20 protein-coding genes are annotated in these 24,772 nt (G+C 67.6%); 9 read left to right on the forward strand and 11 right to left on the reverse strand.

The genetic code is table 11. From position 1 onward, the window contains the following. Window positions 1-5: 5 nt before the first annotated feature. The gene (gene nudC / locus BLT60_RS20215; protein ID WP_090879398.1) at window positions 6-956 is read left to right on the forward strand and encodes an NAD(+) diphosphatase; all 951 of its coding nucleotides are present in this window, start codon (window positions 6-8) and stop codon (window positions 954-956) included. A 10-nt stretch (window positions 957-966) separates the two neighbouring features. On the opposite strand, the gene BLT60_RS20220 is transcribed toward nudC, so the two are convergent. From BLT60_RS20220 to BLT60_RS20230, 3 genes are all read right to left on the reverse strand, one after another. Continuing rightward, complete coding sequence (locus tag BLT60_RS20220; RefSeq protein ID WP_090879401.1) at window positions 967-1,980, reverse strand: ligase-associated DNA damage response exonuclease; 1,014 nt, start codon at window positions 1,978-1,980, stop codon at window positions 967-969. A 54-nt stretch (window positions 1,981-2,034) separates the two neighbouring features. After that, complete coding sequence (locus BLT60_RS20225) at window positions 2,035-2,253, reverse strand: YegP family protein (protein ID WP_244521375.1); 219 nt, start codon at window positions 2,251-2,253, stop codon at window positions 2,035-2,037. A 137-nt stretch (window positions 2,254-2,390) separates the two neighbouring features. Further along, entirely contained in the window at window positions 2,391-2,660 is a 270-nt protein-coding gene (locus BLT60_RS20230) for a BrnT family toxin (protein ID WP_090879403.1), read from the reverse strand. A gap of 98 nt (window positions 2,661-2,758) precedes the next feature. Between BLT60_RS20230 and BLT60_RS20235 the strand changes: the two genes are divergently transcribed. Together BLT60_RS20235 and pdeM are read left to right on the forward strand one after the other, a co-directional pair. Beyond that, on the forward strand, window positions 2,759-5,338 hold the full coding sequence (locus BLT60_RS20235) for a ligase-associated DNA damage response DEXH box helicase (protein WP_090879405.1): 2,580 nt from the start codon (window positions 2,759-2,761) through the stop codon (window positions 5,336-5,338). Then, complete coding sequence (gene pdeM, locus BLT60_RS20240) at window positions 5,331-6,050, forward strand: ligase-associated DNA damage response endonuclease PdeM (protein ID WP_244521365.1); 720 nt, start codon at window positions 5,331-5,333, stop codon at window positions 6,048-6,050. The genes BLT60_RS20235 and pdeM overlap by 8 nt, the downstream gene beginning before the upstream one ends. Window positions 6,051-6,069: 19 nt before the next feature. On the opposite strand, the gene BLT60_RS20245 is transcribed toward pdeM, so the two are convergent. From BLT60_RS20245 to BLT60_RS20255, 3 genes are all read right to left on the reverse strand, one after another. After that, window positions 6,070-6,834, reverse strand: coding sequence for a TIGR02186 family protein (locus BLT60_RS20245; protein WP_090879409.1), 765 nt, complete (start codon window positions 6,832-6,834; stop codon window positions 6,070-6,072). A 5-nt stretch (window positions 6,835-6,839) separates the two neighbouring features. Continuing rightward, window positions 6,840-7,769, reverse strand: a complete 930-nt coding sequence (locus tag BLT60_RS20250) for a sulfite exporter TauE/SafE family protein (protein ID WP_090879411.1) — start codon at window positions 7,767-7,769, stop codon at window positions 6,840-6,842. A gap of 107 nt (window positions 7,770-7,876) precedes the next feature. Then, window positions 7,877-11,887 (reverse strand): peptidoglycan-binding protein, encoded by a 4,011-nt coding sequence (locus tag BLT60_RS20255; RefSeq protein WP_139167904.1) that lies wholly within the window; start codon window positions 11,885-11,887, stop codon window positions 7,877-7,879. A gap of 332 nt (window positions 11,888-12,219) precedes the next feature. Between BLT60_RS20255 and BLT60_RS20260 the strand changes: the two genes are divergently transcribed. Both BLT60_RS20260 and BLT60_RS20265 read left to right on the forward strand, forming a co-directional pair. Then, complete coding sequence (locus BLT60_RS20260; protein WP_090879415.1) at window positions 12,220-12,864, forward strand: S24 family peptidase; 645 nt, start codon at window positions 12,220-12,222, stop codon at window positions 12,862-12,864. Next, window positions 12,831-13,532, forward strand: coding sequence for a thermonuclease family protein (locus BLT60_RS20265; protein ID WP_139167905.1), 702 nt, complete (start codon window positions 12,831-12,833; stop codon window positions 13,530-13,532). Before BLT60_RS20260 ends, BLT60_RS20265 begins: the two co-directional genes overlap by 34 nt. A gap of 3 nt (window positions 13,533-13,535) precedes the next feature. Here BLT60_RS20265 and BLT60_RS20270 read toward each other — a convergent pair whose 3' ends face one another. Further along, a complete protein-coding gene (locus BLT60_RS20270) occupies window positions 13,536-15,197 on the reverse strand; it encodes a lysine--tRNA ligase (protein ID WP_090879852.1) in 1,662 nt (553 codons plus the stop codon). A 201-nt stretch (window positions 15,198-15,398) separates the two neighbouring features. Here BLT60_RS20270 and BLT60_RS20275 point away from each other — a divergent pair, with 201 nt between their 5' ends. Next, a complete protein-coding gene (locus BLT60_RS20275; RefSeq protein ID WP_090879419.1) occupies window positions 15,399-15,821 on the forward strand; it encodes a tellurite resistance TerB family protein in 423 nt (140 codons plus the stop codon). A 10-nt stretch (window positions 15,822-15,831) separates the two neighbouring features. Here the strand turns inward: BLT60_RS20275 and BLT60_RS20280 are convergent, their stop codons facing one another. Continuing rightward, on the reverse strand, window positions 15,832-16,722 hold the full coding sequence (locus BLT60_RS20280; RefSeq protein WP_244521366.1) for a transporter substrate-binding domain-containing protein: 891 nt from the start codon (window positions 16,720-16,722) through the stop codon (window positions 15,832-15,834). 129 nt (window positions 16,723-16,851) lie between these two features. On the opposite strand from BLT60_RS20280, the gene BLT60_RS20285 reads away from it, so the two are divergent. Then, entirely contained in the window at window positions 16,852-18,660 is a 1,809-nt protein-coding gene (locus BLT60_RS20285) for a glycosyltransferase family 2 protein (protein ID WP_175478551.1), read from the forward strand. Here the strand turns inward: BLT60_RS20285 and BLT60_RS20290 are convergent. Continuing rightward, a complete protein-coding gene (locus BLT60_RS20290; protein WP_139167906.1) occupies window positions 18,590-19,804 on the reverse strand; it encodes a GNAT family N-acetyltransferase in 1,215 nt (404 codons plus the stop codon). The two genes, BLT60_RS20285 and BLT60_RS20290, sit on opposite strands and share 71 nt — an antisense overlap. Before the next feature lie 86 nt (window positions 19,805-19,890). Beyond that, on the reverse strand, window positions 19,891-20,166 hold the full coding sequence (locus tag BLT60_RS20295) for a metal-sensitive transcriptional regulator (protein ID WP_090879427.1): 276 nt from the start codon (window positions 20,164-20,166) through the stop codon (window positions 19,891-19,893). A 103-nt stretch (window positions 20,167-20,269) separates the two neighbouring features. Here BLT60_RS20295 and BLT60_RS20300 point away from each other — a divergent pair, with 103 nt between their 5' ends. Further along, window positions 20,270-22,594 (forward strand): heavy metal translocating P-type ATPase, encoded by a 2,325-nt coding sequence (locus tag BLT60_RS20300; RefSeq protein WP_342028627.1) that lies wholly within the window; start codon window positions 20,270-20,272, stop codon window positions 22,592-22,594. Window positions 22,595-22,713: 119 nt separating this feature from the next. Here BLT60_RS20300 and BLT60_RS20305 read toward each other — a convergent pair whose 3' ends face one another. Beyond that, complete coding sequence (locus BLT60_RS20305; protein ID WP_090879431.1) at window positions 22,714-23,139, reverse strand: RraA family protein; 426 nt, start codon at window positions 23,137-23,139, stop codon at window positions 22,714-22,716. Between the two features lie 462 nt (window positions 23,140-23,601). Here BLT60_RS20305 and BLT60_RS20315 point away from each other — a divergent pair, with 462 nt between their 5' ends. Further along, the gene (locus BLT60_RS20315; protein WP_090879435.1) at window positions 23,602-24,735 is read left to right on the forward strand and encodes a TRAP transporter substrate-binding protein; all 1,134 of its coding nucleotides are present in this window, start codon (window positions 23,602-23,604) and stop codon (window positions 24,733-24,735) included. Window positions 24,736-24,772 lie beyond the last annotated feature (37 nt).

Below are 24,772 nucleotides of genomic sequence, written 5' to 3' on the forward strand. Positions count from 1 at the left end.
ACATCATGGCGCATTTTTTCGACGGCCTCCCGACGGAGGATCGAAGCAACCTTCACGGCTTCTCCGGCAACCGCATCGACCGGCGCAGCGAGAACCGGGACGACGACTCGGTCCCGGCGGCGCTGGCCGATCCGGCGGCGCGGCTCTACCTGCTGCGCGACGACCTGGCGATGATGAAGCACGGCCGCGCGATCGATCCGCTCTTCACCCTTGCCGAAGCCGAAGCCTTCGGCGCGGCGCGGGACGCCATGGTGCTGCTCGGCTGGAGCGACGACGGCCCGCGGCTGGCGGCCACCTTGCCGGCCGAAACGCCGGTCGACGAGGACCGAATCCAGCTCGCCGACCTGCGCAGCCTGGCCGTCGCCGGCGAGATGGCGGCGGACGATCTCGGCGCCCTCGCCCAGGCGCGCAGCCTTTGCTACTGGAACATCCGCCACCGCTATTGCGGCGTCTGCGGCGAAGAGACGGTGATGAAGGCCGGCGGCTACCGCCGCGAATGCCCGTCCTGCGGCGCTCCGCACTTTCCCCGCACCGACCCGGTGGTGATCATGCTGGCGATCGACACGTCCGGTCCCGAGGAACGCTGCCTGCTCGGCCGGCAGGAGCGGTTCCCTGAAGGCATGTATTCCTGCCTCGCCGGTTTCGTCGAGCCGGGCGAGACGATCGAGGACGCTGTCCGCCGCGAAACCGCCGAGGAGGCCGGGATCGCGCTGGGCCGGGTCAGCTATCATTCCAGCCAGCCGTGGCCGTTCCCCTGCTCGCTGATGATCGGCTGCCATGGCGAGGCGCTGACCACCGACATCACCCGCGACGAGGTGGAACTGGAAGACGCCCGCTGGTTCCCGCGCGACGAGGTGCGGTCCATCCTCGCCGGCACCCATCCCGGCGGAATCCAATGCCCGCCGACGATCGCCATCGCCCACAAGCTGATCCGCTTCTGGGCCGAGGGCCACTGAGGGCTCTGCCCTACTCTTCCGCCTCGTCCTCGTAGCCGACCATGTGGAGCGGCCGGGCGGCAATGCCCTGAAGCTCGCACCAGCGGACCAGCGCCTCCTCCCGGCCATGGGTCACCCAGACCTCGGCGGGCGCGAGCTCGGTGATCGTCGCGGTGAGCTCGTCCCAGTCGCCATGATCCGACAGGATCAGCGGCAGTTCGACGCCGGAGGCCTTGGCCCGCTGGCGGATCCGCATCCAGCCGGAGGCGAAGCAGGCGACCGGATCGGGAAAGCGCCGCGCCCAGCGCTCGGCGATCTGGGCCGGCGGGCAGACGACGACGCTGCCGGCGAAGTCGCCCTTCTTGCCGGTTTCCACCGTGGCGGACGCCAGGTCGCCCAGGGCCACGCCCTCCTCCTCGTAGAGGCGACAAAGCTTCTCCATCGCGCCATGCAGGTAGATCGTCCGATCATAGCCGGCGTCGCGGAGCAGGCGGATGACCCGCTGGGCCTTGCCGAGCGAATAGGCGCCGACGAGGTGGGCGCGCTCCGGGAACTGGTCGAGCGACGCCAGCAGCTTGGCGATCTCGTCTTCCGGCTCGGGATGGCGAAAAACCGGCAGGCCGAAGGTCGCCTCGGTGATGAAGATATCGCAGGGGATCGGCACAAACGGCAGGCAGGTCGGGTCGGCACGACGCTTGTAGTCGCCCGAGGCGACAATCCTCAGGCCGTCCGCCTCGACCAGGATCTGGGCCGAGCCCAGCACGTGGCCAGCCGGCTGGAAGGTGACGGCGGCATCTCCGATCCGCGCGGTTTCGCCAAGCACGGCCGTGTGGCTGGCGCCGGCAAAGTCCTCGCCGTAGCGGGAGGCCATGATCCGCAGCGTTTCGTGGGTGGCCAGCACCGAGCCATGGCCGGGCCGGGCATGGTCGGCATGGCCATGGGTGATCAGTGCCCTCGGCACCGGACGGGTCGGATCGATGTGGAAATCGCCGGCCTTCGAATAGAGGCCGGCCGGGGTCGGGCAGAGGACGTCTTCGGCGCGCATTTCAGGGCATCAGCCGACAAGTTACGTGGGCGCAGTCACAAAGAATGGCGGCGCTCAGCTGTCATCCAAGACGTCCGCGGCGGACGTGTGAAGCTTGATCGATTGGATCGCCCGCATGGCCGATGCTTTTGCCCTGTAGCCTTCGGAACCAAACATCGTTTCGCCATTCGATGCCTTGAAACGAAAACGATACTCTCCACTCTTGTCCTTGTAGATCTCGAATCGATAACCTGCGGAGCGGACTGGGGTCCTGACCCTACCGGTTCGACGCACGGGCGGCTGCACCTGCGCTGACATATCGGGAGCGGTATCAGGATCCGCCGCGATCTGTCGATCGATCTCATGATCGTCCGTCGCATTGAGCTTGGCACGATCTATGGTCGGCCGAACACCTAGGATATCATCAATTATCAGCGGCTTTGTCGCCATAGCTTCCGTTCCTTGGTATTTGCCAGTCGCGCAGAAATGATCCGCCGCGTGTCGTCACGATCCGTGTAAACGACCACCATCACATCGTCAGCAACCGTCCCTATAGCGATGATCCGCGCTTCCCCGTAGTTGCGACGGCGGTCAGGCCATTCAAGCGTACGGCCTTCAAATATAAGGGCTGCGTAGTCGAATCCAAATCCACGCTCCCGCAAATTGCGCTCATGTTTGTCGGGATCAAAAGAAACTCGCATGGGTAAAGATAGACGCGCACTGCACGCGAACCAAGCGCATGTGTGTTCAAGGAACAAAACGTGGACCTCGGGCACCCCCGGCACTACCTCTTGGGTCCATGACCGCCCGCGCCGACATCAGTGATCACACGACGGTTCTTCACGCACCCTTCGCCGAATGGTTCGCGTCGCGCGGCTGGGCGCCGCGGCCGCACCAGCTCGATCTGCTCGCCAGGGCCCGGGCCGGGCGCTCGGTCCTGCTGATCGCGCCGACGGGCGCGGGAAAGACACTGGCCGGCTTTTTGCCGACGCTGGTCTCGCTGCACGAAAGGCCGAGGGACGCTCCGGTTGGCGGGCGCGGGCCGCATACGCTCTACATCTCGCCGCTGAAGGCGCTGGCGGTCGACATTGCCCGCAACCTCGAACAGCCGGTCGCCGAGATGGGGCTGCCGGTGCGCATTGAAACCCGCACCGGCGACACCCCGGTTCACAAGCGCCAGCGCCAGAAGCTGAAGCCGCCGGACATCCTGCTGACGACGCCGGAACAGACCGCCCTTCTCGTCTCGGCGACCGACGCCGACCGCTTCTTTGCCGATGTCGATACGGTGATCCTCGACGAGTTGCATTCGCTGGTGGTCAGCAAGCGCGGCGACCTGCTCGCTCTCTGCCTTGCGCGGCTTCGGACGCTTGCACCGAAGCTCAAGGCGATCGGCCTGTCGGCGACGGTCGCCGATCCGGATGCGCTGCGGGCCTGGCTGGTCGGGCAGCGCGGCGCGCCCCCCACGCCGTCTGACGAGGTTGCCAAACCCTCCGCCGGCAGGAAGGCGAAGACGCCGCCGCGTCGGCTGGCCGACCTGATCACCGTCGCCGGCGGCGCCAAGCCGGAGATCACCATCCTCGACTCGGCCGAGCGCGTGCCATGGGCCGGCCATTCCGCACGCTATGCGCTCGCCGACATCTACGCGGCGATCGGCGCCCACAAGATGGCGCTGCTGTTCGTCAACACCCGCAGCCAGGCGGAGATGATCTTTCAGGAACTGTGGCGGATCAACACCGATGGGCTGCCGATCGCCCTCCATCACGGCTCGCTCGACCCGACCCAGCGGCGTAAGGTCGAATCGGCGATGAGCGAAGGGCGCCTGCGCGCCGTGGTCGCCACCTCGACCCTCGATCTCGGCATCGACTGGGGGGACGTCGACCTCGTCGTCCATATCGGCGCGCCGAAAGGGGCGAGCCGCCTCGCGCAACGGATCGGCCGCGCCAATCACCGGCTCGACGAGCCGTCGAAGGCGCTGCTGGTTCCGGCCAATCGTTTCGAGGTGCTGGAGTGTCGCGCCGCACTCGACGCCAACTACCTTGGCGCCCAGGACACGCCGCCGATCCGGGCTGGCGGGCTCGACGTGCTGGCCCAGCACATCCTCGGCATGGCCTGCGCCGCGCCCTTCGAGGCGGGCGCGGCGCACGCCGAAGTGACCTCGGCCTACCCCTATCGCAATCTCACCCGCGAGACCTTCGACCGTGTCGTCGATTTCGTCGCGACCGGCGGCTACGCGCTGAAGACCTACGAGCGCTACGCCAAGATCCGCAAAGGGCCGGACGGCCTGTGGCGGCTGACCCATCCGCGCTTTGCCCAGCAATACCGGCTGAATGTCGGGACGATCATCGAGGCGCCGATGCTCAATGTGCGGGTCAGCCGCTCGGCGCGGGCCGGCTTTGCCGGGCGCGGAGGGCGGACCCTCGGCAAGGTCGAGGAGTATTTCATCGAGCAGTTGTCGCCCGGCGAGACCTTCCTCTTCGCCGGCCAGGTGCTGCGCTTCGAGGGCATCCGCGAGAATGAGGCGATCGCCACCCGCACCGCCGACGACACGCCGAAGATCCCGATGTATGCCGGCGGCAAGTTCCCGCTGACCACCTATCTGGCGACCGGCGTCCGCGGCCTGCTGTCCGATCCCAGGGCCTGGGGGCAGTTGCCGGTGCAGGTCTCAGACTGGCTGCGGATCCAGAAGAAGCGCTCGATCCTGCCGCGGCGCAACCAGCTCCTCGTCGAGACCTTTCCTCGCGGCAATCGCTCCTATCTCGTCTGCTACCCCTTCGAGGGCCGCCTCGCCCACCAGACCCTCGGCATGCTGCTCACCCGCCGGCTCGAGCGGGCGCGGCTGAAGCCGACCGGCTTCGTCGCCACCGATTACTCGCTGGCGGTCTGGGGGCTCGGCAACCTCGGCCGGGCCTTCGCCGACGGCGCCCCCAGCCTCGCCGAACTGTTCGACGAGGACATGCTCGGCGACGACCTCGATGCATGGATGGCGGACAGCTACCTGCTCAAGCGCACCTTCCGGTCGGCGGCGCTGATCTCCGGGCTGATCGAGAAGCGACACCCCGGCAAGGAGAAGACCGGCCGGCAGGTCACCGTCTCCTCCGACCTGATCTACGATGTGCTGCGGGCGCACGAGCCGGACCATATCCTGATGCAGGCGACCTGGGCCGATGCGGCCACCGGCCACCTCGACGTCGCCCGGCTCGGCGATATGCTGTCGCGAATCAAGGGCAGAATCGTGCATAAGCGACTCGATCGCATCTCGCCGCTGGCGCTGCCGGTGATGCTGGAAATCGGCCGCGAGGTGATCGCTGGCGAGGCGCAGGAAGACGTGCTGCGCGAGGCGGCGGAGGACCTGGTGAAGGAAGCGATGGGCGATGGCTGAACCGGCGCGACGCATGGAGACCGATCCGGAACCGGCGCTTGTCGCCGTGGCCGGGGTCGTGCTCGAGGCATTCGCCGACGGTGCGCTGTGGTGGGCGGATCGCCGCCTGCTGGTCGTCGCCGACCTCCATTTCGAGAAGGGCTCGGCCTTTGCCCGGCGCGGCCGGATGCTGCCGCCCTATGACACGGTCGAGACGCTGACGCGGCTGTCACGGCTGGTCACGCGGTTCGACCCGGCAACGATCGTCGCGCTCGGCGACAGCTTTCACGATGACGGGGGCGCGGCGCGGCTCCGCCCCTCCGACCGCGCGACGCTGAAGGCGCTGCAATCCGGCCGCGACTGGATCTGGATCGCCGGCAACCACGACCCGGCCGCACCCGCCGGTCTCGACGGCGGCCATCTCGACAGCCTGGCGATCGGGCCGCTGGTCTTCCGCCACGAGCCGACGATCGGCGACGGCGGGCATGGCGAAATCGCCGGCCATCTCCACCCGGCGGCGCGCGTCGCCGGCCGTGGCAAATGGGTACGCCGCCGGTGCTTCGCCGGCGACGGCCGACGGCTGATCCTGCCCGCCTTCGGCGCCTATGCCGGCGGCCTCAACGTCCTCGACAAGACGTTTGCCGGGGTGTTCGACCTCGCCGCCTTCCGCGCCTACATGCTCGGCGAAGACCGGGTCTATGCGGTCGGCCGCAAGGTGCTTCGGCCGGACTGACCGCTCCCCTTCCCGCTAACTAGTCCCGACGGAAGATGACGCCGGCCAGCCAGCCGGTGAACAGCGCCAGCAGTACGCAGGCAAGACCGTAGAGCAGCGCGTGGTTGTGGGCCGAGGAATACATCAGCTGCTCGAAGCCGACCTTGGTGATGTGGAGCCTGCCCTCTTCCCGCGCCAGCAGCGCGTTGCCCGAGAACAGGAAGACCTCGACCGTATACTCGCCGTCCGGCGCATTGGCCGGGATCCACATCGCCGCCTGGAACACATCGTCCGTGCCGCCGATGAAGGAGACGCCGGCGGGTTGCTCGGAATAGAGGCCGGCATTCTTCTTGAGGCGGACGAAGGCATCGCGAAATTCCGTCGCGACCGGATCATCGGCTCCATCGCGGCCCTTGTACTGGAAGTCGATGCTGTCGAAGCCGATCTCGTTGCGGGCGAGGATCGGCGGTGTCGAGATCTCCGCCAGTTCGCCGGAGGTATCCAGCGCATAGAAGGACGGAGCGGCGACGATGGTCTCGGAGGCGCTGTTGACCCACACCATGGCGATGCGATCCTTGCGGCGCTCGATGACATCCTGCGGTGGCCCGCGCAGCACGACGGCGATCTCGTAGTCGGTGTTGCGCGAGACCGTCGCCGCATCGCGCTCGATGACGCCGAACAGCGTCACGGTCTCGCCGCTGAAGGTGGAATTGACCTTGATCTCAGCGGTCGAGAGGGCAATCGTCAGCGTCTCCGCCGCAGCGCTTCCGGCGACTAGGCCGAAGACCCCGGCGAGGATGGCCATCCGGCTCACAGCGCCCCCCCGGTCAGAATGGTCAGCGAATAGCGCTCGTCCGGCGGCGTCACCAGGCCGATCAGGAAGCGGATGCCGACCGCAAGGACGAGAAGCGCCAGCAGGGCGCGAAGCTGGTCGCCGCGGATATTCTGGCCGACCCGCACACCGAACTGGGCGCCGATCACCCCGCCGACCATCAGGATGAGCGCGAGCACGATGTCGACCGTCTGGCTCGAATAGGCATGCAGCATCGTCGCGATCGACATGGTGGCGACGATCTGGATCAGCGAGGTGCCGATGACAACATTGGTCGGGACGCGCAGCAGATAGATCAGCGCCGGCACCAGGATGAAGCCGCCGCCGATGCCGAGCAACGCGCCGAGAAAGCCGATGCCGAAGCCGAGCGCCACCACCGGAATGGCGCTGACATAGAGCTTGGAGCGCTTGAAGCGCATCTTGAAGGGCAGGCGATGGACCCAGTTATGCTGGGCGGCGCGGCGGAGCGGCGCGGGTCGTCCCTTGCGGCTGTTGATCATCGAGCGGACCGACTCGCGCAACATCAGCGTGCCGATCAGGCCGAGGAAGGTGACGTAACAAATGCTGATGATCAGATCGAGCTGGCCGAGCTGGCGCAGGGCGTTGAAGACGACGACGCCGAGCAGGGTCCCGACCGCGCCGGACAGCATCAGGACGAGGGCGAGCTTCATGTCGATCATCCGCCGACGCCAGTAGCTGAGCGCTGCCGACGACGAGGAGGCGACGATCTGCGAGGCGACGGTGGCGATCGACACCACCGGCGGGATGCCGGAAAAGATCAGCAAAGGCGTCAGCAGGAAGCCGCCGCCGACCCCGAACAGGCCGGAGAGGAAGCCGACCGCTCCCCCCATGCCGAAGATGATGAACATGTTCACCGACAGCCCGGCAATGGGAAGATAGATCAGCACGGTGGAACGCCAGTCGGAGACGGGAAGCTGAGGCTCGGGCGGTCACGCACGGACACACGAATCGATAAAGCGCCGCACGCCGCGTCCTGTCAACGCGAGACGGGGCGTCAGCCGGAATTGTCGAGCGCGGCGACCAGCCCGCGGTCGATGACCCCGTTCGCTTCGACGCCGATCCGGCGCTGGAAGGCGATGACCGCCTCGCGCGTCTTCGGTCCCTCGATCCCGTCCGGCGGGCCGGGGTCGTAGCCCTGCTCGGTCAGCAGCGCCTGAATCTTCATCACCAGCGCCTTCTGGTCCGCGGCGGTGATGCCGGTGCCCTTGCCATCCCAGCCACCTTCCGGTGCGGCGACGGTGTTGGCGGCGGCGAGCGGCGGCTTGGTCCGCCACGCCTGGACCGCGGCGCGGGCGGCGACCAGTTCGTCGGGCGACAGGAGCGCGGCGACCTCGTCGCGGCGGGCCGCGGCGTCCTTGTCCCCGGCAGCGGCGGCGACCGCGAACCACTTGTAGGATTCGCCGAGATTCTTCTCGGGGCCGAGCCCGCGGGCATAGATGACGCCGAGATTGTACTGGCTGTCCTTGACCCCGTAATTGGCGGCGGCGAGGAACCATTCGACCGCCTTGTTGACATCCGGCCGATCGCCGACGCCCTCGCTCATCATGACGGCAAGGTTGTGCATCGCGCCGATATTGCCCTGGTCGGCGGCGCGCTGGTACCAGTTGACGGCCTCGGTGAGGTCCTTGTCGACGCCCTGACCGCGCTCGTAGAGGCTGCCCAGCCGATATTGCGCGACCGCGAGACCGCCATTGGCGGCGCGGCGATACCATTCGGCGGCGACCGCCAGGTCCTTGGCGACGTCGCGGCCCTCGGCGAACCGGTTGGCGATCTCGAAAGCGGCGGACGGATCGCCCAAGCTGGCTGCTTCACGCAGTTGATCCGACCCGACCAGCGGCAGGCCTGGGTCCTGGGGGATGGCGGCGGAGACGGGGCGCGGCGCGGCCGACGCGGCTGATGGTTTCCCGCCGCCTTCGAAGACGTTGGCGAAGCGCTCGTCGGCCGTCGCGGCATTTGCCAGATCAATCGCCGCCTTGGCGCTGGACGGCGGCGCCACCATCGCGACAGCGTCGACCCGCGGCACGGTCGGCGAGCCGGCGCTGCCTGCGGCGGGACGGCGAGCCGTGTCGGCGACTGCAACGGGCTGGCTGATTTCGGGCGGCTCCAGTCCGGCGGTGCTTTTCGGGCTGTTCGGCCGCAGGCCGAAGACCTGGAAGGCGCCGAGCGCCAGGACGATGGCCGCCGCCGCCAGCAGCAGCGGCTTCTTGCGGTTGCGGATCGCATGGCCGATGCGGGCGAAGGGACTGACCTTGTGTTCGGCCTCGGCCGGTTCCGGCTGTGCGGTGGCGTCGGCCTCGGCGACCGCGGCCTGGGCGGCACGGCGCGCGGCGGCGATGAAGTCAGCCCGCCTGTCGGTCGGCTTGCGATCCGGATCGGTGGCGCTCGAGGCGAGTTCGCGCAGCGCGGCGAGATCCGACTTGCCCTGCTTCGGCTCGTCCGACCGCTTGCCATCACGAGGCCCGGCGGCGGGTGGCATGACGGGAGCAACGGCCGGTGCGACACGGTCATATCCCGACTCGGGGCCGAAGGTCCCGGTGGCGGCCACGGCAACGACATGCTCCTCGGCCGGCTCGCCTTCAAGACGGCCAAGTCGCTCGACGACCGTGGCGAGCGCCCCCTGCAGCGAACCGATGGTCTGCTCGGTCCGCTCGCCGGTGTCGCCGACCGCCTTGCTGATCTGGTCGAGGTCCTGGCGGAGCGCCTCGAGCAGCTCGTGGTCTTCATTGTGGCTGGCAAAGTCGCGGACTGCCTCGCGGGCCGCAATTCGCGCCGCCTCGACCGATTCCTCGCGGCCATCCGCCAGCCCGGCCTGGAGGCGCTGGAGGTTCGTCTCGAGATCCTTGAGCGCCTCGGTCCGGGGACCGGCGCGCTCGAGTTCGTCGGCGAGGGCGGCGATCCTTGTTTCGAGCGCGGCCAGTTGTCCGGCGTCGGCATCCGGCCGCGACGCCGCCTCGATCCGCGTTGCGAGTTCGCGGACCTGGTCTTCGAGCTCGGCGACGCGTGGCGACTCGCGGTTGGCGATCTCGTCACGGATGCTGGCGATCTCGTCCCTGATCGCGTCGAGTGCGCCGGGATCGGCCGTACGAAGATTGAGGTTCTCGATCGCCGCCGCCAGACGTTCCAGCCGGTCGTCCAGTCCGTCGATGACGTCCTTCATCGGGATCTGCGAGAGTGCGTCCTCGAGCCGTTCGGCCATCGCATCGAGACGCCGTTCGACCCGGTCGAGCGCCGCCGCTTCGCGATCGACGTCGGCGGTGTCGCGCGCCTCGAGGCTCTGCCTGATCTCGGCCACGGTGGCGACGAGGCGGGCAATGGCATCGTCGTCGGTCGTCGGCGTGCGGACCGACGTCATCTCCTCGAGCGCGCTGCGGAGTTCGGCAACGTTGGCCGCGAGGCCCGGCAGCGCCGCCATGTCCGGCCCGCTGCCCTGCGAAGCGGCGATATCCTCGATGGCGCCGCGGATGTCGGCCAGCGAAGACGCCATGCCGACCGCGATCGCCTCCGACGCCGACTGGCGGGCGCTGAGCGTGGTCTCGATGGTGCGAGCCAGCTCGTTGACGCGCATCTCCAGGCGCGACACGGCCTGCGGGCTGTCGTCGCTCTCCAGCGACCAGCGGAGCGACGCGACCTCCTCGCCAAGCGCATCGAGCTTGCCGCGATCGGGCAGGCGGTGGGCGAGATCGTCGAAACGCTGGAGCAGCGTCTCCTCGCGGGCGGTGCCGGCGACCGTTGCGGCGAAGGTCTCAAGCTCGGCGCGGATGGCCTTGAGCAGGGCGCGATCCGCCGGCGCTTCCGCCGCCAGCGCGTCGATCCGGTCGAGCAGCGCCGTCTCCGCGCCCCTGTCGCCGACAACCCGCTGGAGTTCGTCGATTGCGTCGCGGACCTCTCTCAGCAACGCGCGGTCGAGCGGTGCTTCGGCAGCGAGCGCATCGAGGCGGTCGAGCAGCGCCGCCTCGCGCCCGGTATCCGAGACAATGCCGCGAAGCCCGTCGATCGCGTCGCGGATTTCATTGAGCAGGGCACGATCGCGCGGCGCTTCGGCTGCCAGCGCGTCGATCCTTCGGACCACGGATCCGCGTGTTTCCTCGTCATCCGCGACATCGCGGACCGTCTTCACCACGCGTTGCTCAAGCCCGGCCATGTCGCCGCGCAGGGCCTGCAGGGCCTCGGCCACGGCGGCTTCCGCCGACGCGGCGGATCGATCCCGCTCCACCTGTGCGCCGGCAAGGCGATCGACGAGCTCGGCCAGGGAGGTCTCGACCTGACGGGCGCGTCCCTCATCCCGGCGCGCGACCGGTTCCTCGGGGCGCGGCCTGCGGGCGCCGGCTTCCTGGAGACGGGCCTCGAGATTCCTCAGCGTGCGATCGAGGCCGGCGGAGAGCGAGGGCTGGCGCTCCTGCGGTTTCGGACCGGCGGCAAGCAGATCGTCGAGACGGGCGCGAAGATCGCCGAGCGTATCGGCCGAAGCGGGAGGGGAAACCGGAGAGGGCGGCGTTCGCTCGGCCATCGCCGCGATACTGGTGTCGAGCCTGCGAATGGCGTCGGCAACGCTGCTCGTGGAGTCCATCGTCTTCGCCCTTCCGGAGCTTCGCAATCCCTCTATCGTCGCCCGGGCCGACTCATCGGCATCGTCGAGATCGCCGGCGAGGCGATCAACCATGGCGACGATCTTGCCGAGCGCCTCGCGATCGGCTGCGCCAGCCCGCGCTGCGCTGCCGACGCGGCCCAGGGCCGCTTCGATTTCGCCGAGGCGGCCGGTCAGATCGGTCACCGCCGACCGGGCTTCGGCCCGCATCGCCTGGACCCGCCGGGCCAGACGCACCACCGACTCGGCGACGGCCCGCAACTGGTTGTCATGGCGCCCCTGACGCTCCGCAACACCGACCTCCGCCGCATGGTCGGCAATCGCCCGGCGCAGCCATTCGTCAAGCGAGACACCCGATCGACGCGCGGCTTCCTGCGCTGCCGCGCGAGCCTCGTCGTCAACCTTTATGCTCCACGACATGCCCGACTTCATCCGTCTTGCCCCACCGCCGGCGCGGCACCCCCGAGGTCGGAGACCGGGCGATTCCAGACCTTGCGCCCAAGGCGCGACAAGGGAATCAGCGTCCGCTCCGACATGACCCACCCTTCGGCAATCATGGTAAACAGGGGGTTAACCCGCGCGCTTCTCGTCAAAGCCCCGGTAAGAAGCCTTAACGCGCGACGGCAGCGGACAGGCGCCGGCCAGACACGCATCTATCCCCAGCAGGACTCGACAAACCCGCTCCGCCGGGATAAGTCGAGGAGGTATTTATTCCTGTCAGCCGACGGGAACATACGGCACGGAGGGGTCTCGTGCTGTCGCATGGACAGATATGGGCGGCGATCGACAAGCTCGCCGAACGCAAGAAACTCACCGCGTCCGGCCTGGCGCGCCGCGCCGGGCTCGACCCGACGACCTTCAACCGGTCGAAGCGGGTCGCGGCGGACGGTCGCGATCGCTGGCCGTCGACCGAAAGCCTCGCCAAGATTCTCGAGGCGACCGGGACGTCGATGACGGATTTCCTCGGCTTTCTCGGCGAGCGCCCGCGTCGCGCCCGCAGCGTCGAACCGTTGCGCCAGGTGCCGCTCCTCGGCCTCGCCCAGGCGGGCGCCGGCGGGTTCTTCGACGACGGCGGCTTCCCGGCCGGCCAGGGATGGGACCAGATCAACTATCCCGGGCCGAACGGCGACGGCGCCTATGCGCTCGAAGTCAGCGGCGACTCGATGACGCCGCTCTACCGGGACGGCGATGTCATCATCGTCTCGCCGGCCGCCGAATGCCGGCGCGGCGACCGGGTGGTGGTCAAGACCACCGAGGGCGAGGTGATGGCCAAGATCCTCCAGCGCAAGACGTCGAAGGTCGTCGTGCTGGCGTCCTTCAACGCCGAACATGAGGACAGGACGCTGTCGCCCGGCGACATCGAATGGATGGCGCGGATCGTCTGGGCAAGCCAGTGACCGGCGACGGCGCACCGTCGATGCCTCCCCGCCGCGCGCCGCGCGGCCGCGCCGTTGCCCTCGGCGTCACCATGTTGACCCTGATCCTTGCCGCGCTCGCCCCGCCGACGATGGCGCAGGACCTGGAGCGGGTGCCGCGGGCGACGCGCAACGTCACCCCGCCGGGAATCCTGCCCGGCCCCGCCGTCGACGGGCCGCTCTACCGCGAGCCGACGCCACCTGCTCCGCCGCAGCCGCCGAAATGGCGCCGCTTCTTCCTGCCGCGGACGACGGATGGTGCAACCTTCATCACCAAGGAGGGCCTGACCATCAAGGTCTATGGCGTCGCGCCGCCGGCGGTCGATCAGACCTGCCAACGCGCCGATGGCGAGACCTGGCCCTGCGGACGGACCGCGCTGTTCTCGCTGCGGATGTTCCTGCGCGGCCGGGCGGTCGAATGCTTCCTGCCGCCGCTCGACGGCATCGACCGGGCCATCGCCCCGTGCCGGGTCGGGCAGATCGACGTTGGCTGGTGGCTGCTCAGCCAGGGCTGGGCGACGCCGGACGACAACGCGACGGACGACTACCGGACCGCGGCGCGGGAAGCGCGCTGCGAACGGGTCGGCATGTGGCGCGGCGCGGAGCCCGATCCGGACTGTCCGGCCGTCCAGCCTGCGCCACCGTCCTGAGGGTCAGGTGACCAGTTCGCCGGCCACGGCGCGGGCGATCAGGGCGCGGGTCTCCGGGATGCCGTAAATGGCGACGAAGGACCCGAAGCGCGGGCCGCGCTCCATGCCGAGCAAGATTTCATACAGCGTGGCGAACCAGGTCAGCGCGACGCCCGGGCGGCCGTCCGGCGCCGTCTTCTTGGTGTCCTGGAAGCGCACGAAGGAGCGGCCGACCTCGTAGATGGTGTTCTGGCAATCGGCGGCATCGGCATCGAGCGGCAGGCCGGCCAGCGCCTCGTCGAGGGCGAGCAGCGCCTCGCGCTCCTCCGCGTCGGCCTCGCGGAACCGCTTCGTCGGCGCGACGAAATCGTCATAGTAGCGAACCGCGTAGCCGGCCAGTTCGTCGAGCTTCGGATGGCTCTCCGGCGTCACGCCATCGACATGGCGGGTGATGAAGCCCCACAGCACGTCCTTGTCGTCGGCGTTGGAGGCGGCGGCGAGGTTGAGCAGCATCGCGAAGCCGATCGGCATGTCGATCGACGGCGGCGTGCCGGCATGGACATGCCAGACCGGATTTCCAAGCCTCTGGTCGATCTCCTGGCGGCCGAAGGCGCCGAGGAACGAAAAATACTCGTCGACGGCGCGCGGGATGACGTCGAAATAAAGCCGCTTGGCCGCCTTCGGCTTCTGGAACATGAACAGCGACAGGCTTTCCGGCGACGCGTAGGTCAGCCATTCCTCGATGGTCAGGCCGTTGCCCTTCGACTTCGATATCTTCTGGCCGGTCTCGTCGAGGAAGAGCTCGTAGTTGAACCCCTCCGGCGGCGCGCCGCCGAGCAGCTTGCAGATGCGGTTGGACAGGCGCACCGAGTCGATCAGGTCCTTGCCCGACATCTCGTAGTCGACGCCGAGCGCCGCCCAGCGCAGCGCCCAGTCGGCCTTCCACTGGCACTTGACGCCACCGCCGGTAACCGGCTGCTCGACCAGCTTACCCGTCTCCGGATCGCGATAGACGATGGCACCGGCGTCGAGCTTGCGCTCGAGGATGGGAACCTGGAGGACTGCCCCGGTGGTCGGGCTGAGCGGCAGAAAAGGCGAATAGGTCTCGCGCCGTTCCTCCCTGAGGCTCGGCAGCATGATCGCCATCACCTCGTCATAGGCTTCGAGCATCTTCAGCAGCATCGCGTCGAAACGGCCAGCGCGGTATGTCTCGGTGGCGCTCTGGAACTCGTAGTCGAAGCCGAAGCGGTCGAGAAAACGTCGCAGCCGGGCGTTGTTGTGGGCGCCAAAGCTGTCATGCTCGCCAAACGGATCGGGCACGCTGGTCAGCGGCTGGTCGAGATACCCGGTCATCATCTCCCGGTTCGGGACGTTGTCGGGAACCTTGCGCAGCCCGTCCATGTCGTCGGAGAAGCAGATCAGCCGGGTCGGCACCGCGTCGACGGTCAGCACCCGGAAGGCGGTGCGGACCATTGTGGTGCGGGCGACCTCTCCGAAGGTCCCGATATGCGGCAGCCCCGAGGGACCGTAGCCGGTCTCGAAGACGACCTCCGCCGGCGGCGCTGGCGCATGCCCGATCCGCGCAACGATCTTGCGCGCCTCCTCGAAGGGCCAGGCTTTCGAGCGTTGGGCGGAGTCGGCGAGTTCGGGCGTGATCTCGATCGGCGGGGCGTCGGAAGGGCTCATTTCGGTCACCGGTTGTCTTGGGCGGGCGGACCCTAGAGCAAACTCGGTTTCGATCAAATGCCGAACTTCGGGTGCTGTCGACCCCGTGCCACATCAGCCGGGCAGTGGAACACCGCTGCGCCCTTCGGCCGCGACGGCGTGCTTGCCTCGCGACCGCCGAGGCCATAGGGTTCGGCCGGAATCCGAACATCGAGGCACCCCATGAATCAAACGGTCAAGACCGTCCCGCACCACGACGCCCTGATCTACGCAATGGTCACGATCTCAGCGGTCGACCGGAGCATGACCGACCGCGAGTTGAAGACGATCGGCGATATCGTCCAGACCCTGCCGATCTTCGCCGATTTCGACCATGAGAAGCTGGTCGACACGGCCGAGGCCTGCGGCGCCCTGATGCAGGGCGAGGACGGTTTGCAGGCGGTGCTCAACGTCATCGCCTCCTCGCTGCCGCCCAAGCTCTACGAGACCGTCTATGCCCTGGCCGTCGACGTGGCGGCGGCGGACCTGCATGTCGAGCAGGAGGAGCTTCGCTTCCTGCAATTGCTGCGCGACCGGCTGAACCTCGAGAAGCTGGTGATCGCGGCGATCGAACGCGGCGCCCGCGCCCGGCACGCGGTCGCGTAGCCCTTCCCGTTCAGAAGAACCCGACCGGGAAGGAGCGGAGATAGAGCTCCGCGAAGACGCCTTTCTCGTAAAGCGAGGACAGGGCGGAATCGATCGCCTGCTTGAGATCGACCGCGCCGCGCGGCACGGCAATCGCCATGCCCTCGCCGAAGAAGCGCGATTCCATGTAGGGCCCGCCGGCGAACACGCAGCAGCCGCCGGCCGCCTCGCTCTGCAGCCAGAAGCTGAGCTGCATGCCGTCACCGAAATGCGCGTCGGCCTCGCCGGATTTCAGCGCCGCGCGCGCCGCCTCCGGCGTCGGGAAGAGCTTGCGCCCGACCTCGGGAAAGAAGGCCGCCAGATAGGCCTCATGGGCGCTGCGGGCGACCACGGCCAGGGTCTTGCCGGAAAGCCCCTCGGCCGTCGGGTCGAAGGCCTCGCCGTCGGCGCGGACGACGAAACGGCCCGGCGACCGCATGTAGATATCCGAAAAGTCGAGTTCCTGGCGCGCATCGGCGGTCACCGCGATGCCGGCGACGATCGCATCGGCGTCGCCCTCGCGCAGGACGCGCAGGAGATCGTCCCATTCGCGCGCCTGGATGGTGCAGCGGATGCCGAGTTCATCGCAGATGGCGCGGGTCAGGTCGACGTTGAAGCCGGTCAGCCGCCCCTCCTCGTTAAGGAAACTGAAGGGCGGAAAATCGTCGGTGGTCAGGAAGCGGATCACCGGAACCGATCCCGCCGGCGGGCGTTCGACCCGGCGTTTCGGATCCCAGAAGCCAGGAATGACCGGGGTGGAGACCTCCGTCTCCTGGGCAGCGGCTGCCCCGGCGATCATCGATCCCGACGCGCCAGCTACAACCACAAGCAGGCATATCCCTGCAACCCGGGCGAAACGACGCGAGATTCGTGCTGATTTCATGCCGCAATTCCGTCGTTCGCGCTTTTTCTCTTCACCTAATAGGTGCTTTCGGCTGAAATACAGCCAAAGATGTATGGGCCCGGGCCCCGGCCGGAGACAACCGGCGGCTCCCGGGGGTGGGGGGACATTGTGGCACGCGTCGATCCCTTTGATCGGCCGGTCGCAACCGATGTTGCGACCGGCGACGAGGAAGCGGTCTACCGCAACCGCGCGCGCCGGCTCGGCCTCTCCTATACATCATATGTCGATCTCGGCCCCAACGCCTATTCCGACGTAAGCGTCATTGATCGCGGGATGTTTGCGATGGGTGCCGACGCGGGCGCGCCGGCCTATCTCGCCCCCGACGAAACGCTGATGCCGGCGATCGGACACTGGCTGTCCGTCCATCCGTCGGCGCGCGCCCGCCTCGCCGTTGCGACACCAACCACGATACGGGCAGCCCTCCGCCACACCGGTGAGGGGCGCTATGCCTCGGCGGCGCGGGACAAGCTTGAATCGCTCGACCCGAGCCTGTCCGCACGCCGCACGGTGACGCTGGCGCAGGTCGTCGCCGCTTGCCTCGCCGTTGCCGCGATCGCCGCCGCTCTCATGCTGGCGCCGGTGGCGACCCTGCTGATCATCAATCTCGCCGCGGCCGTCTTCTTCCTCGGTGTCACCTTCCTGCGCTTCGCCGCCGCCGGCCACGTGCCGGACCACCCGCCGCGCCCGCCACTCGCCACCGGATCGGACGAACTCCCGGTCTATACGGTGCTCGTGCCGCTGCTTCACGAAGCCCATATCGTCGGACAACTGCTGGCGGGACTCGACGGCCTCGACTGGCCGCGCGACCGGCTGGACATCAAGCTGATCGTCGAGGAGGACGACGTGGCAACGCGGGCCGCGGCAACGCGGCTCGCCGGCGGGGCGCCCTACGAGGTCATCGTCGTGCCGGCTGGCATCGGCCCCCGCACCAAGCCGATGGCGCTGCAATACGCCATGACCTTCGCGCGCGGCGCTTTCGTCACCATCTACGATGCGGAAGACCGACCCCATCCCGGGCAGCTTCGCGAGGCCTATGCCACCTTCCAGCGGCACGGCAAGGACCTCGCCTGCCTGCAGGCGCCGATCGTCATCGACAACACCGATGCCGGGCTGATCGCCCTGCTCTTCGCGATCGAATATGCCACCGTCTTCGACGGCATTCTGCCGACGCTTGCCCGCATGCGCCTGCCACTACCGCTCGGCGGCACCTCCAACCACTTCCGGCGCGCCGCGATCGACCGCATCGGCGGGTGGGATCCCTATAACGTCACCGAAGATGCCGATCTCGGCATTCGGCTCGCCCGGTTCGGCTACCGGGCGGCGACCATCACCCTGCCGACCCGCGAGGAGGCGCCGGCGGCGATCGGGCCGTGGATGCGGCAGCGGACGCGCTGGTTCAAGGGCTGGATGCAGACATGGCTGGTCAGTTCACGGCATCCCGTCCGGCTTTGCCGCGAGATCGGCATCCGCCAGGTCGCCGGCTTCAACCTTGTCGGCCTCGGCATGATCGTCTCGGCCCTCGCCCATCCGGTCTTCCTCGCAACGCCGATCCTGGTGACCAGCGATCCCTTCGCCCTCTGGCAGGACGGCGATCCCGTCATCGCGGCGATGGTCGGCCTCAACATCTTCAACCTCGTCGCGGGCTATGTGGCGATGGCGATGCTGGCCCGCCGGTGCCTTGCCATGCGCAATCGCGACTGGGCGATATCGGCGCTCGTCTGGCTGCCGCTCTACTGGCTGCTGATGGGCGTGGCCTGTCTTCGCGCGCTGGGGCAACTGGTGCGCCGACCGCACTATTGGGAGAAGACGCCCCATGTCGGCCAGCGCATCGCGCGGCGACCGCCCGTCAACCGCGTCTTGCGGCCAGCCGACAGCGGACCTGGTTGGCGAGGCGCGTCAGCTTCGGGTTTGCGGTGACCGTCGCCCTGGCCGAACGCACGCCGCGAATGGCCAGCCCGAGGAGAGCGCCACGCGGATGGAGGACCTTGAGGCTGCAGCGCAGATACTCGTTCTCCTCGCACCAATGGGTCTTGAAGTCCTCGTCGCCGACGGTGAAGTCGAACTCGGTGAGGCCACGGTCGATCGACCAGCGCATCAGGTGGCGCATCAGCGCGCGCCCGGGCGAATGACGCGACACCGGGCCGCCGTCATATGAGGTCATCACATAGTAGTAGCGATCGCCGCGGATGAGGCCCCAGTTGGCGGCGACGACATCGCCGTTCGACTCGATCGCTGACACGTGGGAGAGCCCGGCCGGGTATGGCTTCATCGCCAGCGCGTCATAGAAGGCGCGGACATTTGTGTCGGCAAAGTAGGGCGGGATGCCGCCGGCCGCGAGGCTCTGGTCCTTCTGGACGAACAGCGCCGACAGGACGCGCCGGACATCGGCCGGCGTCTCGGCGTCGATGGCGGCGGCGGGTCCGATACGCTCCATCTTCTCCCACTTGAGCCGGTCGTGACGGCGCGAGCTCGAGTTGCGCTTGGAGCGATAGTACGTGTCCCAATCGCCGGAGAGACGGGTCCAGTGGGCCCGGGTCCGCTGGTCCGAAGCATGCCAGGCAGCGAAGGGATTGGGGTAGCCGCCGAGGGTTTCCGGCTGACGCCGGAGATGGACGACATCCACCTCGCTCTTCAGCGGCGCGATTGCCGCCTCGACGAAGGCCTTGCGGCGTTCGGCATCCAGCGCGAGCGCGGCCAGGAAACCGGGCGCGTAGAGGCCGGCGTGATAATCGGCATAGGGCCCGCCGATCCATTCGAGTTCGGTGGCGCCAAGGCACCTGCGCACACCGAATGGCAGCAGGAAGAGGATGCTGCCGCCCGCGTCGCGCCCGACGACGATCCGCGGCGACACCTGGTCCCGCCCGATATGGAGGAGCCACGGCCGAACGAAGTCGATGGACTGGAAGACATGGCCGACGGCGGTGCCCTCGAACGCCCGCCATTCCTCCTCGATCGCACGGAGGTCGGTGACGACCGAGACCTCGGCGAGGCCAGGCACGGCGCCCGCACGGGCGACCGGCGCGGAAAGAGACTCTGTAGAGACGCGCGCGAGGGTGTTCACGAAAGGCCTGTCGACCGGCTCTGGTTCAAGTTGCCGAGAGCCTATCGCGGCACGTGTTAATGCCGAACTACCCGTCCCGGTTAACCTTACCTTTCGGCCCGGCCGATGACCTCGATCAACTCATCGACCTTGCGCCGCTGGTCCTCGGGGTCGCCGCTGCGGATGGCGTCGGCGACACAGTGGCCGACATGGTCACGGATGACCGCCTCCTCGATCTTGCGCAGGGCGGCACGAACGGCGGCGATCTGGGTCACCACGTCAATGCAGTAGCGATCGGTCTCGACCATTTTCGCGATGCCGCGGACCTGCCCCTCGACACGGTTGAGCCGCTTGCGCACCGCTTCCTTCGTTTCAGCTTGCATTGATCACCCATTCATATACCCTATGGGGGTATATTATCCGCTTATTCGGGAAAGTCCATCGGCAATGAACGATCACGCGCAACATACAGACAAGGCACGCGACATGGCGACTGATCCGGTCTGCGGGATGTCCGTCGATCCGAAGGCGGGCAAGCCGCAAGCGGTGCATGACGGCACCACGTATCACTTCTGCTCGGAAGGCTGCCGGACAAAGTTCGTCGCCGGGCCTGATCGATACCTGAAGGCGGATTCCGACGAGAAGCACGGCCATCACCACCACACGCCCGTCCCGACCGGTCCGGTGCCGGAGGGCACGCTCTACACCTGCCCGATGCATCCGGAGATCGTCCGGGACGGTCCCGGCGACTGCCCAATCTGCGGCATGGCGCTGGAGCCGATGGTCGCGACTGGCGAGGAAGGGCCCAACCCCGAACTTGTCGACATGAAGCGCCGGCTGATCGTGGCGGCGCCGCTGGCGCTGATCCTGCTCGTCGTCGACATGGCCGACCATTTCCTCGGCATCGACATCCTTCCCTTCCTTGACGCCCACGCCCGGCAGTATTTCCAGCTGGCGCTGGCGATTCCGGCCGTGCTCTACGGCGGCTGGCCGTTCTTCAAGCGCGGTGCCGCATCGCTGCGCACCGGCAACCTCAACATGTTCACGCTGATCGCGATCGGCACCGGCGCGGCCTTCCTCTACAGCGTCGTCGCGGTCTTCGCGCCCGGCCTCTTTCCGGCGTCGATGCACAGCGCCCATGGCTTCGTGCCGGTCTATTTCGAGTCTGCGGCGGTCATTGTCGCGCTTGTGTTGTTCGGGCAGGTGCTCGAGCTCAACGCCCGGGAAAAGACCGGCGGGGCGATCCGCGCCCTGCTCGACCTCGCGCCGAAGACGGCGATCCGGGTCGGCGACGATGGCGAGACCGAAACGGTGGCGCTGGAGGCGGTCGGCGTCGGCGACGTGCTGCGGGTCCGCCCCGGCGACACGGTGCCGATCGACGGCGCGGTGATCGATGGATCGAGCGCCGTCGACGAGTCGCTGCTGACCGGCGAACCGGTTCCGGTCGAGAAGACGAAAGGCGATCGCGTCACGGGCGGCACCCGCAATACCAACGGCAGCTTCGACATGACGGTCGACCGCACCGGCGCCGAAACGACCCTGTCGCGCATCGTCGCCATGGTCGCCCAGGCGCAACGCTCCCGGGCACCGATCCAGGGTCTGGCGGACCGGGTCTCTGGCTATTTCGTCCCGGCGGTGATTGTCGTCGCCATTGCCGCCTTCATCTTCTGGCTGGTGTTCGGGCCGTCGCCGGCGCTCGCCTACGCCCTGGTGGCGGCGGTGAGTGTCCTGATCATCGCCTGCCCCTGCGCCTTAGGGCTGGCGACCCCGATCTCGATCATGGTCGCGACCGGCCGCGGGGCTCAGGCAGGCGTCCTGATCCGAAACGCCGAAGCCCTGGAGCGGCTGGCATCGGTAAACACCATCGTCGTCGACAAGACCGGCACGCTGACCGAGGGCAAACCGACCCTCACCGGGATCGAGACGGTGTCCGGCTTTCCCGAGCCGGTGCTCCTCGGCATGGCGGCGGCTCTCGAATCCGGCAGCGAGCACCCGCTTGCGGAAGCGATCGTCAAGGCGGCCCGCGACCGGAAGACCCCAGTCGGCAAGGCCGTGGATTTCCAGGCGGTGACGGGACAGGGCGTCAAGGGCACGGTCGACGGCCGGGCCGTCCTCCTCGGCAATGCGCGGTTAATGGAAAGCGCGAACGTTCCGGTCAAGCCGCTCCGTGACGCCGCCGACCGGCGTCGGTCGAAGGGCGAGACGGTGATGTTCGTCGCCGTCGACGGAACACTAGCCGGGCTCGTGGCGGTGTCCGACCCGGTGCGGGAGACGACACCTGCGGCGATCGACGCCCTGCACGCCCTTGGCCTGAAGGTGGTCATGGCGACAGGCGACAGCCAGGCGACCGCGGAGGCGGTCGGCAGCCAACTCGGCATCGACGCTATCCATGCCGGCGTCACACCGGAAGACAAAAGCCGGATCGTCGCCGACCTGCAAAAGACCGGTGCCCGCGTGGCGATGGCCGGCGACGGCGTCAACGACGCGCCGGCGCTGGCCGGGGCAGATGTCGGCATCGCGATGGGCGCCGGTGCCGATGTCGCCGTCGAGAGCGCCGGCCTGACCCTGATGACCGGCGACCTCGGCGGCATCGTCCGCGCCCGGACGCTTGCCACCGCAACCATGCGGAACATCCGGCAGAACCTCTTCTTCGCTTTCGTCTACAACGCGCTGGGCATTCCGCTCGCCGCTGGCGTCCTCTATCCGGTCTTCGGCATCCTGCTTTCGCCGATCATCGCCGCGGCAGCAATGAGCCTTTCCTCGGTGTCGGTCATAGGCAATGCCCTGAGATTGCGGCAGGTCAAACTGTAGTACCGACAGGCGATCCGACGGCCAGACTTTTCGATAGCGGAATTACGTAGCGGGGGGCCTGCCTGACTTCGCGACACTGGCGCGTTGGATGCCCCCCGCGACTGCCGGCCGATCCCGGTTCACCTGTGTTCAAGAAGAGAATTACACCCTGGCGCCCTTCGCGCCGGATCATATCTTCGCTCGTGACAGAACAGCTTCGCACGTATCCGAACCGCGCGGCGGTGCCTCAGATATCCACCGAGGATCTCGCCGACCATCGCAACGTCGGCGTTGCCCGCCGCAGAGATCATCAGCACATCCCCGGCGCCGACGATGTCCAGCGCATGGACGACCGCGCCAAAGTCCGGTGGCTCGCAATGTGCGGTTACGGCGCGGCCGAACAGACGCGGCTGCCGCCCCGGTGGGTTCAGTGGACGGATCGCCGGATCGATCTGCCCGTCGTCGCGCACGAGATCGACCGCGACGGCCACTGGGATCAAGCGCCACGCCTCAATCTCAGCGCCAACAGCCGTCGCGCCAGAAGAGGGATGAACGATGACAGCCATGTCAGATGTTCCTGGCCTGCCCGGCCATCGTCAGCATCTCGAACCGCCTACCACCTGCTGAGGCCTCTTCGCGTGATAGTCCGCGATAGGCGGGCCTTGGGCAACCCCGGACGACGCGATCCATGCCGGTGTAAGTGCCGAAGGAAGAGAGCCGGATCGTGTCGATTCCGAAGAGGCCGCCGCTCGCGTGGCATCTATCCGGTCCCGGCATCCTCCCGTTGCTTCGACTCGGGCAGGTCAAACGGATGCGTTGGACAAGCGGTTCGAGAGCCGGGCCTGTTCGACAATCGAACAATACTTGGCGACGGTCGGACTTCCTGCCTGACAATGACGTGATTGGACGATAAACCGCGCAACGCCTGTTGCTCGCGCAATACGGGTGTGTACAAATGACCTTGTAAGCAAATTAAAATTCCGCGGAAAAAACCGCGAGCCTTCGAGGCGACACCAGGGAGAAATCGCATGACCAAGACAAAAGAGCCGTTGTCGCGGCGCAAGTTCCTCAAAGGCACGGGACTCGCGGCTGGCGCCGCGGCGGGTGCGATCGCGGCACCGGCGGTGGTGACCGCGCAGAGTCCGGTTGTCATCAAGATGCAGACCTCGTGGCCTGCCTCGGACATCTGGATGGATTTCGCGCGGCAGTATGTCGACCGCGTCCAGATGATGTCGGGCGGCCGCATCACCGTCGATCTCCTGCCGGCCGGCGCCGTCGTCGGCGCGTTCCAGGTCCTCGACGCCGTCAATGACGGCATCCTCGACGCCGCCCATACCGTGCCGGTCTACTGGTACGGGAAGAACAAGGCCGCTTCGCTGTTCGGCACCGGGCCGGTGTTCGGCGGCAACGCCAACACGATGCTGGCATGGTTCTATGCCGGTGGCGGCGCGGAACTCTATCGCGAGTTGACCCAGGAGATCCTCGGGCTCAACACCTACGGCTTCTATGGCTTCCCGATGCCGGCACAGCCCTTCGGCTGGTTCAAGGAGCCGATCACCACTGTCGCCGAAGTCGACGGCTTCAAGTACCGCACCGTCGGTCTTGCCGCGGATCTGATGCAGAAGCTCGGCATGAGCGTCGCCCAGCTTCCCGGCGGCGAAATCGTGCCGGCGATGGAGCGCGGCGTCATCGACGCCTTCGAGTTCAACAACCCGTCCTCCGACATGCGCTTCGGCGCCCAGGACGTCGCCAAGAACTACCTGCTGTCGTCCTATCACCAGGCGAGCGAGTCGTTCGAATTCCTGTTCAACAAGGACTTCTTCGACGACCTCGACGAGGACCTCCAGGCGATCCTGAAATACGGCGTCGAGGCGGTGAGCACGTCCAACACGGCGCTCGCGCTCGACAACTACTCGTCCGATCTGCAGAAGCTGCAAGACGAGCATGGCGTCAACGTGCTGCGGACCTCGAAGGAGATCCTCGCCGCGCAGCTCAAGGCCTGGGACGAACTGATCCCGGTGCTCGAGGAAGACGACTTCATGAAGCGGACGCTGGACAGCCAGCGGGCCTGGGTCGATCGCGTGGTCTTCTACGAGTTGATGAACTCGCCGGACCTGGCGCTGGCCTATGACCACTACTTCCCCGGCAAGCTGAAGCTCTAGTCGGGCGCGTGAACCTTCGGCCCGGCGATGCCGCCAT

Origin of the sequence: Bauldia litoralis, from assembly GCF_900104485.1 — a bacterium.
Classification (GTDB): domain Bacteria; phylum Pseudomonadota; class Alphaproteobacteria; order Rhizobiales; family Kaistiaceae; genus Bauldia; species Bauldia litoralis.